Source organism: Bradyrhizobium sp. LTSPM299, assembly GCF_000938235.1.
Taxonomy (GTDB): domain Bacteria; phylum Pseudomonadota; class Alphaproteobacteria; order Rhizobiales; family Xanthobacteraceae; genus Bradyrhizobium.
Window position 1 is genome coordinate 33,793 of sequence record NZ_JYMU01000023.1, and the last position, 13,760, is coordinate 47,552.

The following is a 13,760-nucleotide window of genomic DNA, read 5'->3' on the forward strand; positions in this document are numbered from 1 at the left end:
GGCAACATGATCGCCGAGGCGTCCTCGATCGTTCCCTTTTCCGGAGCCGGCATCTCCACCGAGTGCGGCATTCCCGACTTCCGTTCGCCGGGCGGGCTCTGGACCCGCAACCGGCCGATCCCGTTCGACGAGTTTGTCGCCAGCCAGGAGGCGCGCGACGAGTCGTGGCGTCGCCGCTTCGCGATGGAACCGACCTTTGCGGCGGCTCAGCCCGGTCGAGGGCATCGCGCGCTGGCTTCGCTCTATCGCGCCGGCAAGGTTCCCGGCATCATCACCCAGAACATAGACAATCTGCATCAGGCCTCGGGCTTCAGGGACGATGACGTGATCGAACTTCATGGCAACACGACCTATGCGCGCTGCATCGGTTGCGCCAAGGCGTACGAGCTGTCGTGGGTGAAGCGGCGCTTCGACGGAAGCGGCAGCGCGCCTGACTGCGCGGACTGCGGCGATCCGGTCAAGACCGCGACGATCTCGTTCGGCCAGGCGATGCCCGAAGATGCAATGCGCCGCGCAACGGAACTCACCCAGCATTGCGATCTGTTTCTGGCGATCGGATCGTCGCTGGTGGTGTGGCCGGCCGCAGGCTTTCCGATGGTGGCGAAGAACTGCGGCGCGCGGCTCGTGATCATCAACAACGAGCCGACCGACCAGGACGACATTGCCGACCTGGTGATCCGCCACGACATCGGCGAGACGCTCGGTCCGTTCGTAGGCAATTGATGCCTATTTGATTCGCTGACGCGCAAGCCTGTTCATAGTTCCCGGCAGATTCGTTTTTTAGCTATGCGCCGCAGGCGGGAGTGTTATCTTTTGAGTCGAGAGATTCGCGCGGCGTTATCGTGAGTTGGTCATGGTGAGCGGCGTGTTCAAGCTTCGCCGGAACGACGGCAAATTACCATTGATGTGTGGGGTCCGGGGTCATGGGGTCGGACGGATTTGAGTCCAAGAAGCTCGGCGGACCGCCGGCGGGCGCGTCAGGACAAGGCAGACTTGGACCTGGCGAATATGCGAGCGGCGCGCCGCGCGATCCAGCGATGGACGCCTTCTCCGGCCTCGGCGATGCCGCGGCCAATCTCGTTGAAATCTCCGGCATCATCAAATGGTTCGACGCCTCGAAGGGCTACGGCTTCATCGTCCCTGACAATGGCTGGCCGGACGTGCTGCTGCACGTGACCGTGCTGCGGCGCGACGGTTATCAGACCGCCTATGAGGGTGCGCGCCTCGTCGTCGAGTGCGTGCAGCGCGCGAAGGGCTACCAGGCCTTCCGCATCGTCTCAATGGACGAGTCGACTGCGATCCATCCGGCGCAGATGCTGCCGCCGCGGACCCATGTCACGGTCACCGCGACCAGCGGGCTCGAGCGCGCGCAGGTCAAATGGTTCAACCGGCTGCGCGGCTTCGGCTTCCTGACTTGCGGCGAGGGGACGCCTGACGTCTTCGTCCATATGGAAACGCTGCGCCGCTTCGGCATGACCGAGCTGCGACCCGGCCAATTTGTGCTGGTGCGCTTCGGGCCCGGCTCCAAGGGCATGATGGCTGCCGAAATCCACCCGGAGAGCGGTCCGTCGGCGCTGTCGTCGCACTAAACCAATTGGCCGCCCTGACGGAAACGTGAGCCGTTGGCTGCACCGCAAGGCTCTGGCATTTGCCGCAATCGTCGGGTTAGGGTCCGCCGGAAATTGTCTCCGGCGTGAGTATCTCTGCATGAATTTCTCTTCGCTCGTTGGGCGGCTTCGCCCGTGGCTGATGGCCTCGCTCGTCATCATGTTCGGCGCACTGGCAGGCCCCGCTGCGCAGGCCGCATCCTTCCAGCCGCTCGAGATCGTCACCAAGTCAGGCGTTCACGTGTTCTCGGTGGAGATCGCGACCACGGAGCAGGAGAAGGAAACCGGCCTGATGTACCGGAAGGAGCTGGCGGACGGCAAAGGCATGCTGTTCGACTTCTCGCCGGAGCAGGAGGTGTCGATGTGGATGAAGAACACCTATGTCTCGCTCGACATGATCTTCATCCGCGCCGACGGGCGCATCCTGCGGATCGCCGAAAGCACCGAGCCGCTGTCGACCAGGATCATCCCGTCGCGGGGACTGGCCAAGGGCGTCCTCGAGGTGGTGGCGGGGACCGCGCAGAAATACGGCATCCAGCCCGGCGACCGGGTCGGGCATCCCCTGTTCAGCGGGCACTAATTTTTGGTTGAAAACGCCAAGAAAAGGCCAGAACCGGCGCCTTGCTGAGGCCGGTTTATGCGTGTATCGACATGGCTTCTCGGAAACCTCGGGGTATAGCGCAGCCTGGTAGCGCGGCAGTTTTGGGTACTGCAGGTCGTTGGTTCGAATCCAGCTGCCCCGACCAATTAAATCAAATACTTAGCTGCATTGTTCAAGGCCAAATCTTCCCAGAGATTCGCATTGGGAAGACCATGGGAAACCAAAAAAATATTTTTACGGGCGGGCAGGGTTCGCTACGACGGATGACGCCGAGATCCAATTGCGTGCGCAGCCGCTCCTTCGACCGGGTGAACGATGACCGTCGCAGATGAGATCATTCGCGAGATACGAGCACAGCAAGGCCGCACAGAGCTTGAACTGGCGGAATTGCTCTTTGGCCCCTGCAAGGCTGCGCAGCAGCGCATCAACCCGACCTGTCGCAAGCTCGTTGCCAAAGGCAGACTAGTCCGAACCGGCAAGGGCGGCCCCTCCGATCCATTCACCTACCACTTGCCGCGACGAACGAACGGCTGACCTCAGCTGTAACGCAACCCGCTAGAAGGCCCCTCCATGACTCTGGCAAGGGCGCTAGTGTGGGTACGGATTGACGATGTCTTGTGCCGATCGCCAGCAACGCCGCACCGGTTGCTCCCGTCATGGCGCGGATCAGACCCTCGCGCGGATTCGCGGTCATGGCGCCGAGGGATGCTCTTCTCATCCAGCCCGTAGTTTTCCCGAGCACCGCTCGCAAGTCGACTCAATTACAAATGACCTGTCGAACAAAAAGCCTACTGATCCACACGGGGGGACCAATGCAGAAACCATGGACATGCGAGGACGAACGGAGACTACTTAAGCTCCGCGCAAGTGGATTGACGTGGCGCCTTGTCGCTCACGAGCTCGGGCGGTCCGAGGCCTCAGTTGTGGGCCGCAGGAGTACACTTAAACGGCAGATCGTCGCATCCAACGTCACCATCTCGGCCGTCCAAGCCCGTAGACGCACCCGCCATGACTCTGGCGAGGCCGCTGGTGAGTCCGGGAGTTACGGGCTGCAAAGTGCTGGCCGGTCGGCCCCAGCGCACGGTCGGCCATGATGGGGGGTAGGAACCGATCGATTCGGGGCGCATATTCCCGGGATGAGCGAACCTCAGTACGAGATCTTTGAAGCCGGCGACGGCACCTTTGCGGTCGACGTCCACGGTGGCGATGGCAATGATGCCACCATGACGGGGCTCGCCAGTAGGCAGGATGCTGTGAATTGGGTCGGGGAACAGCGCCGAAAGCTCGGCATCGACGAGCGCTGGCCGGAAATCACCAATGACTAATGTGGCGCGGACCGAAGCTCGCGCCCTCGTTGTCCGCAGCATATCCACAGCATACCCACAGGGCCGATTCTTGGGATGCGTGAGCGTCGACATGGTCTTGCTGCGCACCCGTGCACAGGATCCGGTGGGCTCGCTTCAGTAGGATCGTTCACCATTGGTTATTTGCTCGCCGTACCACTTGATCCGACGCTCAAGTGTGGCGACGGAACGATAAGTGCCAAGCTCTTCTTTCTTGCCGTACCGCTCCACCAACTTGAATGCGCCGGCGCTACCTCGCAACATGAGCCCGAGATGATTTGCGTACCTTCGAACCCTTCGCCTCTCAGCTGCCGGATCCAATTTCGCAGCCTTCTTGCTTCCCATCGAACTATCTCTCTCTTCACATGATCCTGGGCGCCCCGCCGATGCCAAGACGTTGCACCGGCGGGGCTGTGGATAAGCTACCGCCTCAGCCGCCTTGAATGTGAGACCAGCCGTTGCCGGTTACGCTTCCGGTATCGCCGCCGGCGCTTCATCGCTGACCCTCGGTCATCACGAGGGCGACATTGATTGCCGCTGCAAGCTTAACATCCGCAGCAGATAGCTCCTCGATTTCGGCGGCCGCCATCTCCCGCACAGTCTCCAATTTTTCTTGGATCAACCTTAGCTTGGTTTGGGCCTTTGCGACGTCGCAGCAAACGTCCCTAACCAGATCGGCTTGGCTTGAAGACAAGATCAGGGCGCGACTGCGGAATAGAAGCGTCTGCATGTTTGGCCCCCTGCGGCGGTATGGACGCCCTGAACTGCGACATTTGTACTGGTCGGGATCTCGATCGGGGACGCTTTTTCGGTTGCCGGGAAATGCAAGGATGTTGTTCGATATCATGCTTCGCTCCCTTGAAATAAGGGCGAAACCGTCCGTGGCGTGCTAAGCACGCAATCAGCTTGGGTCATTTGGAGACCAGTCCTTTTTGGCTCGGGTTAGAGCCGGGGTGGAAGACTGAACCCTTCCCCTCGGCTTGCTTTTGTGATAATCCTAAATTCATGAAGAAGTCAATAAAGGATAATCCTAAAAAGACGCGCGGTCGCCCGGCGACGGGCAAGGCACCGTTGGTTGGTGTTCGAATGCCGGAACAATTTCAGGCTGAAATCAAAGCTTGGGCCAAGAAGCAGCAGGATCATCCCGCGTTGGCGACTGCCATCCGCCGGCTGGTCGAGCTCGGGCTGAAGAAAAAATGAACCTTTCGTTATTTGAATGCCTCCTGGCTGCGGGTGAAGTGGGCATTGAGGAGTTGGTTGCCGATGGACGTGAGGAATCCCTGCACCTTGAGTTCAAAACGTTACCTGTCAACGATCGCCTAACGCGCGACGACCGAAAACTCATTGCGAAAGCGATATCGGGCTTTTCAAACGCTGAAGGTGGCCTGTTGATTATCGGAGTGGCCACCAAGAACTTGAACGGCGTTGACAGCGCGCATCAGAAGCAGCCAATCGAAAATCTACAACGCTGCAGCAGCCTGATTAGAGCCAGTCTTGCGGATCTGCTCTCTCCTCAGAACACTGCCATTCGGATAGAGCCGCTGTTGAGTTCCCAAGGCAGCGATCGCGGATACTTGTTGATTTACGTCCCGCCCTCTGAGCTTCGTCCCCACATGGACCTAATGGAGCAGAGGTACTTCCGAAGGGGCAGCGATGGCACCCGCGTTCTTTACCATCAAGAAATTCGTGAGCTTATGCTCGCGCCGCGCGAGGCAGCTTTTAAGGCAAAGTTTGGAATTCAGACGACCTTCTCAACTGGAGATCTAAAGTTTTCAATTCGTGCAATGTTGATCATTCAGAATGAAGGAAAGGTGCCCCTGATTGCTCCCTATGCTCGGCTCGATCAGCAAACGTGGGACGTCGTTGAAGGGATTCCCGGAATTGTGGCTCGCCGATCTGGGAGGAAGTCCGGTTTCTTTGGTTCTCGTGACACGATTGTTCACGTCGAAGACGAGATGGCGATTGCGCAAATTATCACCGGCCTCGATTTCCGCGGCACTGGCGAAAAGCTCCTGCCTTTGGCGATCCAGTTTGCTCGATCGCCGAATGGCGAACGGTTGTTCCGCATGGCTCCGACTTCTCAAATGGGGGATACGTCTGACATTCCGATCAATGTGTCGGGCATGATTGGCGCCGAAAACGCTCCGGCGCAAAAGTTCGAATTTAGTATAGGGAAGGCTGAGTTGTTCGCCCTTTTTTGCGACGATCAAAAGGTGTGACTCCACGCCCGTCTCCGCCGCCCACCACGAGAAGTGGCCCCCGCCGTTCCAAGCCGCAAGGGATTGATAATTTGCGCACGAGGGCTGTCGCTGTTTTCATAGGCCATGCGGCCTCAGAAAATCACATTCGGCGAGATGCGCTCGATGGGTGTCCTTGGCGTACTGGTCTATTGCGCCGACTTTAGCTGTAGCCACTCGATTGCGCTGATGGCCGATCGCTGGACGGACGACGTGAGGCTTTCGGACGTCGAGCCACGCTTCATTTGTCGCGCCTGCGGCAAGCGTGGCGCTGACGTCAGGCCGAATTTCGATCCCCCAAAAATGGGAACAGACGCATGAAATACGCCGAAACCCGCCCCTATGCCGATCCGGAAAAAGCAGCGCGCCGATTGCTGGAGCATGCCAACGCCTTCGAGCTGATCCAGGATGGCCGGATCTACATCGAGGTCATCAACGGCAAGATGTTGTTCGGCGATAAGGCGACCGCGGCGGAATATTGGGCTGGCCTGCAATTCGCGATCTCGCACGGCTGGCTCGAGTATCACGAGAGCGGAACCTTCGTGAAGTTCACCCCCGCCGGCGCGGACCTGTTCGCCTGATGGCCGCGTCTCGAACGGAGATCAGATGAACCGGATTTGCTGCTCTGGCCTTGAAGCGCGGCAAGTCGGTGGACTTCACCGGCTACTGGCAGAGACATACGAAAGCTGACTCTCGACAAACGGAACATCAGGAACTATAATTACAAATACGAGCGGCGACGCATCGTTAGATGCGCCGCCGGTAGCCTACCGCAACAGATGCCCGGGGTGGACCGGGCCGTTGCACCCTTACCCGGGGTGTACCGAGCAGGTTCAGCAGGAAGTTCGCGAACATCCTACCGTTTAGGGCCCCGGGTAGACTCCGGGGCCTAAACTTTTATGGGCCTTCAGCCAGGGTATAAATTCCCTCAGCTACTGTGGTCACTTTTCCCGAACGAACCAGATTCAGAAGAGTGGAATGAATTGACCGTCCAGCACTGGTCCCGTCTGGGAAATAGCCAGCGTGTTCCGCAAAGACCTTCAGATCGTCCTTTGTCGCTTCGCTATGTTCCAGCTTTTTAAGAAGAAAATCTCCGAGAGGCGGTTTTTCGCTCGCAGCGCTCGTCTCAACGTCAGGCTTTTGGCCGAATCGCCGCTCCTCCTGATCAAGCAATTTCGTCAGCAGATCAATTTCGCCATCGAACTCTTTGGCCTTCGCCAGATGGCCGTCCCGGCCGACCACGGCCGTCCGCAGCCGATCCTTAAGATCAGTACGGATATCCCGATAGGGTGCTGTGCGAATCCTGATGACCATATGGAAGTTTATCTAGCACTTGGAACTCCATTGCAATCCCCATTCGACCATTGAATGCGGTTTCGTAGAACGAATGAAGAACAAATGGGAACAGGAACGAACAGTTAAGGCTCATACGGAATCGGTTAGCCGCCACCTAGCCGGGCTGGCCTCGCCAACCCACTGTACGCCCTTGCCGTCATGGTTCTTGGGTCACCGGATTCGTAAAACCCGCCCGAAATACCCATCTCCTCGACATGGCCATCCGGAGAAAGCCCCTCGAGATCCCGCCCGCGGCAGCACGGCAGTTTCTCGCCGACATGCAGGCCTATCACGCCGAACAGGATGTCCACCGTCGCGATGAGATCGCGGCTGGTGCTCGGCATGCGCTTCTGGAGCACATGCCCAAGGGTGCGAAGCTGCGGCTGACCGAGGTCAAAGAACTGTTCCAGCAAATGAGGTCGCTGGCGTAACCCAGGCACTCCATTGCCGCATTGCGCAGTGCACCAAATTAGAAACATCCCGAAACCAATCGGGCCGACACCCCGTAATTGAGGTGTCGGCTATCGCTCCTGTTGAATGGCAGGGGGCAATTGGAAGTGGCCGGCAGGGGCCGTCCGCTTTCCGAACTTACGGGCGGCCCCACCTTCAAGTTTCACGGATCTGGGAGGTTTTTGAGGGGGAAGCCGCGCGAAGGAGCCTATGTGGTCAGGATTGCGTGGATACTGTTAAGTGCGACGGCCATGATCGGCTGGACCATTGCAATTGGCTATGGCGTTTTCTACGCCGCACAATGGCTGTTCTCGTGACCGTCCGCTGCATCTGCTGCGAGGACACCGGCTGGGTTTGCGAGAACCACCAGGACCAGCCATGGACCGGGCCTCACGCCTGCACCTGCGGCGGTGCCGGTGCGCCATGCCCCGCCTGCAACAAGCCGGGCGACGGCGAGGTGCCACGGATGCCGCGGGGATTTCGCAATATGTCCAATAAAGGAGACGGCTGACGGCTTGCGCTCGCCCTGCGGTTGCGGAATCAATGATCCGTCTCAGGGGAACATTGATGCCGGATATTTCAGCAATCGCAGCCGCGGTGTCTGCCTTCAAGGCGGCGAAGGATATCGGCGAGTCGATGGTAGGCCTGAGGGATGCCGCAGCCTTCCAAGGCAAGCTTCTCGAATTCCAGTCCAAATTGCTCGACGCCAATAATGCTGTATTTGCGGCACAAGAGGAGCGCTTTTCGCTGCTGCAGCGCATAGGCCAGCTTGAAAAAGAAATGGCTGATTTTAAAGCATGGCACACTCGCAAGGAGCGCTACGAGCTTAAGAACGTGGGGTACTCTTCGTTCGCTTACGTTCTTAAGAAGGAAGAACGCGGAAGCGAACCACCGCATTGGGCATGTGCAAATTGCTTCGAGAACGAGCATATATCGATAATTCAATATACGTCCAAACGCGATGAGGGCTTTTCGTGGACATGTCCTCGGTGCAAATCGACGATCGAGCCTGGCAAAGGGGTCGTCGTCTGGTGCGACTAGCTTAGAGCCCTTCATCTGCTCGCCCTCGCCATCGCGTTGCCGGCCTTGGCGATTTCCATCATCGCGAGACCGGCGCCGCAGATGGCTGAGAACTCCGCTTCTCATAGGTCTGGCCGTCCTTGCCGATGTAGTGCGTGCCGACCGGGAGCTCGTCATATTGGTCCTTGGTGGTGACGCGCGCAGGACGAGCTGGAGCTGAGCCGCCCCCGGGCGACATGTCGCCAACCGCGCGCGGAACCACCTGCGAGAAATCAACCGTGCTCGGATCGGTGCCGAGGTTCTTGAACATGTAGTAGCGAATTTTATCCGCGTTCGACGGCTGATACTGCTTCACATATTGCGAGATCAGCGACTTCTCATCGCGCAGGTCGAGCGCGTTCGGCTGCAACGTACCCGCGACAGCCTGCTTCTGGTAATCTCGCACAAAGCCATAAAAGAACTTGCCGTAGTTTTCAGCGCCCTCCAGCGATTGCTCAATCTGTTGCTTGGCTGCACCCATCACGCCCGTGAATACGGGATCGCTGAGGGTACTACCTCTCCCGCTGCCGATCATCTCTTTGAGAATCGTGGCATCCTTGTTGCTCAATTTATTGTCGATCTGAGCCTGCAGAATATCCTGCATCTTCGTTGGCTTATCCGCCGACAACATGCCATCGAGCAGGCGATTCCGCGTGGCCGGATCTGTAGCGCTGTTTTCCTTGCTCGCGGTACGCTCGACGATTCCGATCATGCGCTCGCGCGCTTCACGGGTCAGAGTGAAGTCGTTGGCAATCGACTTCGCGTTGACGCTTTGCTGCTGTTGCGGATCATCGCTATGCAGTTTGGCGATATATTCGCCCTCGCGCTGATCTGAGGCATCCTGTTTCTGCTGTTGTCGCTGCGTTCGCTGATATGCCTGGTCGACATGTTCAGCACGAACGACGGCACGCTGCTGCTGCTCAAGCGTCTTCAGGTCTGATGCGCTGAGGTACTGCGCATATTTCGGCGAGCTGAATTCCTTATAGCCGGCTTCCGGATTCTGCGAGATCGCGCCGAACGCGGCTGCGCGCACCAAGGTCCGCTCCGAATCGGCAAGCACGGCGCTGGTAATGTTCGCGCGATCCATGCCGGACAGGTTCGGGCTGCTGTCGACGTTGGCGGCGACGGAATGCCGCAGCAGGTCGAGCGACGTCTGCAGGCTGGACGGGTCCTGCAGCACGGCATTCGAAAGCGAGTTGGTCGTCGTGACGACGTTTTGCTTGACCGCCTCGCCAGCGCGGGCCGCTATATCCGCGGAAGTCTTGATGAAGAAGTGATCGCGGATTTTGTCGATCTGGCTTTCCGCGTATTGCTGTCCGCCTTCCGTCAGGAAGCCCGATCGCAATTGGTCGAGCGTCGGCGCCAGCACATCATCCTTGAACTTCTGCGCAACCGTCGTATCCTTCGGATCGGCCTTGGCGATCGTGTTGTTCCAGCTCTGATCGAGCCCGGCAAAGGTCTGCGCTGCAGCGGCCGCGCCGTTGCTGATCTCCTGGTGCTCGATCGACTTCAAACCAACGTCGCCAGCCGCTTGAAGGGCGCTGCCAGCGCGGCGGCCAGTTTCCGCGATGGCCTCGCCGGCTTCCGCATACGATGCGTGGACGCTGCGCGCGGCCTGTGTCGCCGCCTCGATGCCGCGATCGCTTGGCGTCAGGCCCAAGTTTGACGGCGCATCTAGCTGGGCGATATTCGGCATCAGTCATTCTCGCCGGTGAAGAGATCAGCAATCGCGCGGACACCGGGCATCGGGTTGAAGATTGGCGGCATCTCGCGTTTGAACATATCGGCGCGCTGCCGCTTCATCTCTTCGAAGTCAGCTGTTAGGTCCGATGCGGCGGTTTGCGCAGCGCGGTGGCGGTTTGGAAACTGGATAATTGTTCCCATTGCTAAGCTGCCTTGCCGCCAGCGATGACCTTCAATTGCGTCTTGTGCGGAGGCCCCTTGTAGAGACTGAAGTCGCTCGGCTTGGCACCACGCTGATATGCGCGGAACGCGAACTGCGTTGCCGCCCATGGCATACAGCCATCCACCCTCCACCATGAACGCAGGAGATCCTTCGGATATTTCGAGAGCAGATAACGGAAGATGTACCGCATGTGCTTGTTGCGAAGGCGGCGATATTCCTCCTTCAGCAATTCGACAAAGCACGACGGAAGGCCGTCTTCCTGCTCTTCTGGATTGGTCACGCTTTCCCCGCAGGCTCCGCAGCGACCAGGGCGTCGAAGGCTGCCTTGCGCTGAGTTTTGTCGTCAGGTGAAAGTTCGCTCAGGAAAGTCCGGGTCTGTGCCGCCTTGGGCAGGCAGCCCGATCCGGTTTCGAAGAGCCGGCCGGTCTGCGCGCAGACCTCGCCATCCTTCGGCATGTCAGCCAGCCGGCCGCGTTCGCGCACGAAATTGGCGGTCTGCTGTTCGTGCGGCAGCGCGCCTGAACCGACTTCATAGGGGCGGCCGGTGACCTTGCACCGCGGATGGTTCGCATCGCGCCCGAGATTGAACACGAGGCCTTCCGAGTTTGCGGTATCGGCCATCACACCCTCCCTTCAGCCTTCTGGAGCGCGGTGCGGTGCTGGCTCGTCTGCTGGACCTTGCTGCCCTTGCCGACTTCGATCGGGTTGCCCTTGTGGTCGCGCTTCGCGTTGACGCCGAAGACCGCCTCGAATTCGGCCTGCGCGGCCGTGTTGATGTCACCACTCTTGCGGAAGGTGGCCTCAAAGACCGCGCTCAGCGAACTCGGATTGCGCCCAGCGGCAATGATTGCGTGGTTGTCGGCATCGTCGAAAGTCGATGAGGGGATCGGTTCGTCGGCCATAGCTTCAGGCTCCTTCGGTTTGGACGGGTGAAGACAGGATCAGGGAAATGCGAGTCATCAGTGACGCTTCCTCGCGCGAGCCATCGAGGTACTTTGTGACCCATGCACGATCGCGCATAAGCTGCTCTCTGGTGCGCAGCGCCCAATCGCGCTCATGCGGATGGACCGGTCCGTTCCGCTCGACCTGTGCCCAGGCCTTGTCGTCGAGGTCGGCATATTTCTTCAGCGCATCGAGCTGCGATGCGCGATGTAGGGCATCGTTGTTCGGCGGACCCTTGCCGACTACTGTGTGCAGGCGTGTGAATTCATCCCGTGCCGTCATCTCGCCGTTGAGATAGCGCTCGGTGAATTTCGGATCAGCTTTCAATTCCGATATCCGCGCCGTCGCCGCCTCAGGTGTCAGTTGCGGAGGCAAGAGATCGGTTGCGCCGACTGGTTCGGTCATCAGGCCGCCTCATCGTCAGGAAGGGTTGAAGGGACGCCGCGGATCATCTCGAGCAAATCGCTCGACGCCGTGGCGATACGTTCGGCCAAGGTGCCGGTGTTGGTGTCACCGGTGATCCCGAGGCCGACATTGCCGGGCGCAGGCAGTCTGCTGACGCCATTGCGCGGGCGGCCAGCGGCAAACATCGCCTGTGAGGTTTCGCGAGCGATCAAAGCCTCGCCGAGCAGGCCCGTACGCAACGCGGCGGCGGACATTCTCCACATGCGGGAAATCGCGAGGTTCTGATCGATCAGTTCGAAATAGAGCCGCCCCATGTCGACGATCGCGGTCTCCAGCTTTACGGCCGTGGCATCTCGTTCGCAAAGTGCCGTCTCGGTGGCAGCTACCCGCTCGGCGCTGTCGCGATCGGCGGCTTGCTGCTGCTGGCGCCGCACCTCGCCGCGAAACGCCGTGATCCGGTCGGCATGGATGCCAACAGCCGCGGCGGCCGCGGCGATCTGCTTGTCGAGCGCGGCGATCTCCTCGACGCCATCGATCTCCAGGAGCTTCACCGCGCGCTGCTCTCCCAGCGCACGCACCTTGGCCTCGGCTTGCGTCTTGGCCTCAAGGGCACTCTGCAAAAGCTCGTCCGGAGATGAACGTAGGGCGGCTACTATCTTGGTCATGAGGCTCTCACGCTGCGGCGGCGCCGGCCGAATTATCGGCGGCGAGTTGGCGCTGGACGGCAATTTCGGCGAGCCGCTCGAGGAGGAGCCGCCGAGCCATTGAAGCAGTTGTTCGCGTGTCAGCAATCGCCATCTCCTCGATCATGCTGAAGGCCGGATCAGCGAGGCGCAGGCCGATGAGTTTTTCCATTCGTCGACGCATGGTGATTTCCTCTCGCACGTATCATTGCTATCGGTGCTATCCACAGCAACGCACTTAAGTGCGCTATCTGCGCGAATTCCACTGATCGCGCATGATCGTCTCGCGCTCGGCGTCGACCTCAGGCCTGATGGCTATCGCGAGGGCGTCGCAATACCGCTCGATCGTTCGCGCGCCTGGGCGCTTCTTCGCGTTGACGATCTTGTTGGTGTAGCCGTCGGGCAGACCCGCGATGTGATCCACTTCGAGATGCGACAGCCCGAGTTCCGAAATCCGGTCCCGAAAAACCGCAGCCCAGTCCGCCGCCGATCGGATCAGCCGGCCGGTCATCGCGACCACCCGAAGATTTTTTGACCGGGCCGCGCCGCCAAAATTTCAGTGGCGCTTCTGCAACAGGTTCTCCGCAGAAGGCCGCGAAAGCTTCGCCGGATGTCGATTATCCGGCCAGCGCCAGGTTCCGGCCCCCACCCACCCCCACCCGGTCTTTCGTGCTGCAATCCCCATGCATTTCGAGCGTTCACCCGTTTCGCCGGGTAGAATCTTCCCATGTCATTCCCACCTGCCGGGAAATGACGGTCTATTGCCAATAAGCCATTGTTGTTACGATAGTTATCAAACGTGTTGCTGCAGTGGTCTAGACTGCTGCCGCTGATAACTAGTGATCGCACATGACCGCTTAGCCGTTTGATGTCGCGTGGATTTCGACTTCGGCGATTCTGGGAAGTTATCTCACACTCATGATTGATGAGGTCTTTTCCGCCGCCAATCACCCCTCGTTCGAAGCCGCTCTCGCGCGCATGTGAGCGCAGGTGGACTGCTTCAATACAGTGAGGACTTAGTTGGCACTTGCGCGTGCTAGCTGTTCCGACGGTCGATGGGGAATGGTCGAGGTCGAGCAATCGAACGCGAGCGGAGCGACAGCGCAGCCGTGTTTGAGTGCGTGAGGCGAGCACTGCTCGTGCTGCCGCGAGCGGAGCAAGCGGATAGGGGGGTATGGGGGGATGTGTGCGC

Annotated in this window: 22 protein-coding genes and 1 tRNA gene; 11 read left to right on the forward strand and 12 right to left on the reverse strand. The window is 59.5% G+C overall.

The window, feature by feature from the left end:
• The first annotated feature begins 6 nt into the window (after positions 1 to 6).
• From UP10_RS14375 to UP10_RS14400, 6 genes are all read left to right on the forward strand, one after another.
• On the forward strand, positions 7 to 723 hold the full coding sequence (locus tag UP10_RS14375) for an SIR2 family NAD-dependent protein deacylase (protein WP_044588253.1): 717 nt from the start codon (positions 7 to 9) through the stop codon (positions 721 to 723).
• A gap of 200 nt (positions 724 to 923) precedes the next feature.
• The gene (locus tag UP10_RS14380; RefSeq protein WP_044587990.1) at positions 924 to 1,589 is read left to right on the forward strand and encodes a cold-shock protein; all 666 of its coding nucleotides are present in this window, start codon (positions 924 to 926) and stop codon (positions 1,587 to 1,589) included.
• Between the two features lie 118 nt (positions 1,590 to 1,707).
• Complete coding sequence (locus UP10_RS14385) at positions 1,708 to 2,187, forward strand: DUF192 domain-containing protein (protein ID WP_044587991.1); 480 nt, start codon at positions 1,708 to 1,710, stop codon at positions 2,185 to 2,187.
• Between the two features lie 89 nt (positions 2,188 to 2,276).
• Positions 2,277 to 2,353, forward strand: a tRNA-Pro gene (locus tag UP10_RS14390).
• A gap of 170 nt (positions 2,354 to 2,523) precedes the next feature.
• Positions 2,524 to 2,742 (forward strand): hypothetical protein, encoded by a 219-nt coding sequence (locus UP10_RS14395; RefSeq protein WP_044587992.1) that lies wholly within the window; start codon positions 2,524 to 2,526, stop codon positions 2,740 to 2,742.
• 602 nt (positions 2,743 to 3,344) lie between these two features.
• Positions 3,345 to 3,533 (forward strand): hypothetical protein, encoded by a 189-nt coding sequence (locus tag UP10_RS14400; protein ID WP_044587993.1) that lies wholly within the window; start codon positions 3,345 to 3,347, stop codon positions 3,531 to 3,533.
• A gap of 511 nt (positions 3,534 to 4,044) precedes the next feature.
• Here the strand turns inward: UP10_RS14400 and UP10_RS14405 are convergent.
• Positions 4,045 to 4,281 carry a hypothetical protein gene (locus UP10_RS14405; RefSeq protein WP_044587994.1) on the reverse strand — a complete coding sequence of 79 codons (237 nt, stop codon included), beginning with the start codon at positions 4,279 to 4,281 and terminating at the stop codon, positions 4,045 to 4,047.
• 275 nt (positions 4,282 to 4,556) lie between these two features.
• On the opposite strand from UP10_RS14405, the gene UP10_RS43025 reads away from it, so the two are divergent.
• The 3 genes from UP10_RS43025 to UP10_RS14420 all read left to right on the forward strand — a co-directional run bounded on the left by UP10_RS43025 (position 4,557) and on the right by UP10_RS14420 (position 6,369).
• Positions 4,557 to 4,751 (forward strand): hypothetical protein, encoded by a 195-nt coding sequence (locus UP10_RS43025; protein ID WP_082077113.1) that lies wholly within the window; start codon positions 4,557 to 4,559, stop codon positions 4,749 to 4,751.
• On the forward strand, positions 4,748 to 5,770 hold the full coding sequence (locus UP10_RS14410) for an AlbA family DNA-binding domain-containing protein (RefSeq protein WP_044587995.1): 1,023 nt from the start codon (positions 4,748 to 4,750) through the stop codon (positions 5,768 to 5,770). Before UP10_RS43025 ends, UP10_RS14410 begins: the two co-directional genes overlap by 4 nt.
• Positions 5,771 to 6,105: 335 nt before the next feature.
• Positions 6,106 to 6,369 (forward strand): hypothetical protein, encoded by a 264-nt coding sequence (locus UP10_RS14420; RefSeq protein WP_044587997.1) that lies wholly within the window; start codon positions 6,106 to 6,108, stop codon positions 6,367 to 6,369.
• A gap of 316 nt (positions 6,370 to 6,685) precedes the next feature.
• On the opposite strand, the gene UP10_RS44200 is transcribed toward UP10_RS14420, so the two are convergent.
• Both UP10_RS44200 and UP10_RS44205 read right to left on the reverse strand, forming a co-directional pair.
• Positions 6,686 to 7,102, reverse strand: coding sequence for a hypothetical protein (locus tag UP10_RS44200; protein WP_156179932.1), 417 nt, complete (start codon positions 7,100 to 7,102; stop codon positions 6,686 to 6,688).
• A 125-nt stretch (positions 7,103 to 7,227) separates the two neighbouring features.
• Positions 7,228 to 7,536, reverse strand: coding sequence for a hypothetical protein (locus tag UP10_RS44205; RefSeq protein WP_156179935.1), 309 nt, complete (start codon positions 7,534 to 7,536; stop codon positions 7,228 to 7,230).
• Positions 7,537 to 8,140: 604 nt separating this feature from the next.
• Here UP10_RS44205 and UP10_RS42075 point away from each other — a divergent pair.
• Positions 8,141 to 8,614, forward strand: coding sequence for a hypothetical protein (locus UP10_RS42075; RefSeq protein WP_050043683.1), 474 nt, complete (start codon positions 8,141 to 8,143; stop codon positions 8,612 to 8,614).
• Between the two features lie 58 nt (positions 8,615 to 8,672).
• Here the strand turns inward: UP10_RS42075 and UP10_RS14445 are convergent, their stop codons facing one another.
• A complete protein-coding gene (locus UP10_RS14445; RefSeq protein ID WP_156179939.1) occupies positions 8,673 to 9,812 on the reverse strand; it encodes a hypothetical protein in 1,140 nt (379 codons plus the stop codon).
• On the opposite strand from UP10_RS14445, the gene UP10_RS44210 reads away from it, so the two are divergent.
• A complete protein-coding gene (locus tag UP10_RS44210) occupies positions 9,762 to 10,298 on the forward strand; it encodes a hypothetical protein (RefSeq protein ID WP_156179942.1) in 537 nt (178 codons plus the stop codon). The genes UP10_RS14445 and UP10_RS44210 overlap by 51 nt on opposite strands.
• 29 nt (positions 10,299 to 10,327) lie before the next feature.
• Here the strand turns inward: UP10_RS44210 and UP10_RS14450 are convergent, their stop codons facing one another.
• From UP10_RS14450 to UP10_RS14485, 8 genes are all read right to left on the reverse strand, one after another.
• Complete coding sequence (locus UP10_RS14450) at positions 10,328 to 10,516, reverse strand: hypothetical protein (RefSeq protein ID WP_044588002.1); 189 nt, start codon at positions 10,514 to 10,516, stop codon at positions 10,328 to 10,330.
• A gap of 2 nt (positions 10,517 to 10,518) precedes the next feature.
• Positions 10,519 to 10,818 (reverse strand): hypothetical protein, encoded by a 300-nt coding sequence (locus UP10_RS14455; protein ID WP_044588003.1) that lies wholly within the window; start codon positions 10,816 to 10,818, stop codon positions 10,519 to 10,521.
• Entirely contained in the window at positions 10,815 to 11,159 is a 345-nt protein-coding gene (locus tag UP10_RS14460) for a hypothetical protein (protein WP_044588004.1), read from the reverse strand. The genes UP10_RS14455 and UP10_RS14460 overlap by 4 nt, the downstream gene beginning before the upstream one ends.
• The gene (locus tag UP10_RS14465; RefSeq protein WP_044588005.1) at positions 11,159 to 11,440 is read right to left on the reverse strand and encodes a hypothetical protein; all 282 of its coding nucleotides are present in this window, start codon (positions 11,438 to 11,440) and stop codon (positions 11,159 to 11,161) included. The genes UP10_RS14460 and UP10_RS14465 overlap by 1 nt, the downstream gene beginning before the upstream one ends.
• 4 nt (positions 11,441 to 11,444) lie before the next feature.
• Positions 11,445 to 11,885, reverse strand: coding sequence for a hypothetical protein (locus UP10_RS14470; RefSeq protein ID WP_044588006.1), 441 nt, complete (start codon positions 11,883 to 11,885; stop codon positions 11,445 to 11,447).
• Positions 11,885 to 12,550, reverse strand: a complete 666-nt coding sequence (locus UP10_RS14475) for a hypothetical protein (protein ID WP_156179945.1) — start codon at positions 12,548 to 12,550, stop codon at positions 11,885 to 11,887. The genes UP10_RS14470 and UP10_RS14475 overlap by 1 nt, the downstream gene beginning before the upstream one ends.
• Before the next feature lie 7 nt (positions 12,551 to 12,557).
• Positions 12,558 to 12,740, reverse strand: a complete 183-nt coding sequence (locus UP10_RS14480) for a hypothetical protein (RefSeq protein ID WP_044588008.1) — start codon at positions 12,738 to 12,740, stop codon at positions 12,558 to 12,560.
• Between the two features lie 75 nt (positions 12,741 to 12,815).
• Positions 12,816 to 13,079, reverse strand: coding sequence for a helix-turn-helix domain-containing protein (locus UP10_RS14485; protein WP_156179948.1), 264 nt, complete (start codon positions 13,077 to 13,079; stop codon positions 12,816 to 12,818).
• Between the last annotated feature and the right edge of the window lie 681 nt (positions 13,080 to 13,760).

Excerpts from the sequence above, each read along its gene's own strand:
- UP10_RS14465 (WP_044588005.1), bottom strand. The coding sequence starts at position 11,440 with ATGGCCGACGAACCGATCCCCTCATCGACTTTCGACGATGCCGACAAC.
- UP10_RS14420 (WP_044587997.1), top strand. The coding sequence starts at position 6,106 with ATGAAATACGCCGAAACCCGCCCCTATGCCGATCCGGAAAAAGCAGCG.
- UP10_RS14475 (WP_156179945.1), bottom strand. The coding sequence starts at position 12,550 with ATGACCAAGATAGTAGCCGCCCTACGTTCATCTCCGGACGAGCTTTTG.
- UP10_RS14450 (WP_044588002.1), bottom strand. The coding sequence starts at position 10,516 with ATGGGAACAATTATCCAGTTTCCAAACCGCCACCGCGCTGCGCAAACC.
- UP10_RS14410 (WP_044587995.1), top strand. The coding sequence starts at position 4,748 with ATGAACCTTTCGTTATTTGAATGCCTCCTGGCTGCGGGTGAAGTGGGC.
- UP10_RS14395 (WP_044587992.1), top strand. The coding sequence starts at position 2,524 with ATGACCGTCGCAGATGAGATCATTCGCGAGATACGAGCACAGCAAGGC.
- UP10_RS14375 (WP_044588253.1), top strand. The coding sequence starts at position 7 with ATGATCGCCGAGGCGTCCTCGATCGTTCCCTTTTCCGGAGCCGGCATC.
- UP10_RS42075 (WP_050043683.1), top strand. The coding sequence starts at position 8,141 with ATGCCGGATATTTCAGCAATCGCAGCCGCGGTGTCTGCCTTCAAGGCG.
- UP10_RS14460 (WP_044588004.1), bottom strand. The coding sequence starts at position 11,159 with ATGGCCGATACCGCAAACTCGGAAGGCCTCGTGTTCAATCTCGGGCGC.
- UP10_RS44210 (WP_156179942.1), top strand. The coding sequence starts at position 9,762 with ATGCCGCAGCAGGTCGAGCGACGTCTGCAGGCTGGACGGGTCCTGCAG.
- UP10_RS14405 (WP_044587994.1), bottom strand. The coding sequence starts at position 4,281 with ATGCAGACGCTTCTATTCCGCAGTCGCGCCCTGATCTTGTCTTCAAGC.
- UP10_RS14380 (WP_044587990.1), top strand. The coding sequence starts at position 924 with ATGGGGTCGGACGGATTTGAGTCCAAGAAGCTCGGCGGACCGCCGGCG.
- UP10_RS43025 (WP_082077113.1), top strand. The coding sequence starts at position 4,557 with ATGAAGAAGTCAATAAAGGATAATCCTAAAAAGACGCGCGGTCGCCCG.
- UP10_RS14480 (WP_044588008.1), bottom strand. The coding sequence starts at position 12,740 with ATGGAAAAACTCATCGGCCTGCGCCTCGCTGATCCGGCCTTCAGCATG.
- UP10_RS14385 (WP_044587991.1), top strand. The coding sequence starts at position 1,708 with ATGAATTTCTCTTCGCTCGTTGGGCGGCTTCGCCCGTGGCTGATGGCC.
- UP10_RS14400 (WP_044587993.1), top strand. The coding sequence starts at position 3,345 with ATGAGCGAACCTCAGTACGAGATCTTTGAAGCCGGCGACGGCACCTTT.
- UP10_RS14470 (WP_044588006.1), bottom strand. The coding sequence starts at position 11,885 with ATGACCGAACCAGTCGGCGCAACCGATCTCTTGCCTCCGCAACTGACA.
- UP10_RS44200 (WP_156179932.1), bottom strand. The coding sequence starts at position 7,102 with ATGGTCATCAGGATTCGCACAGCACCCTATCGGGATATCCGTACTGAT.
- UP10_RS14485 (WP_156179948.1), bottom strand. The coding sequence starts at position 13,079 with ATGACCGGCCGGCTGATCCGATCGGCGGCGGACTGGGCTGCGGTTTTT.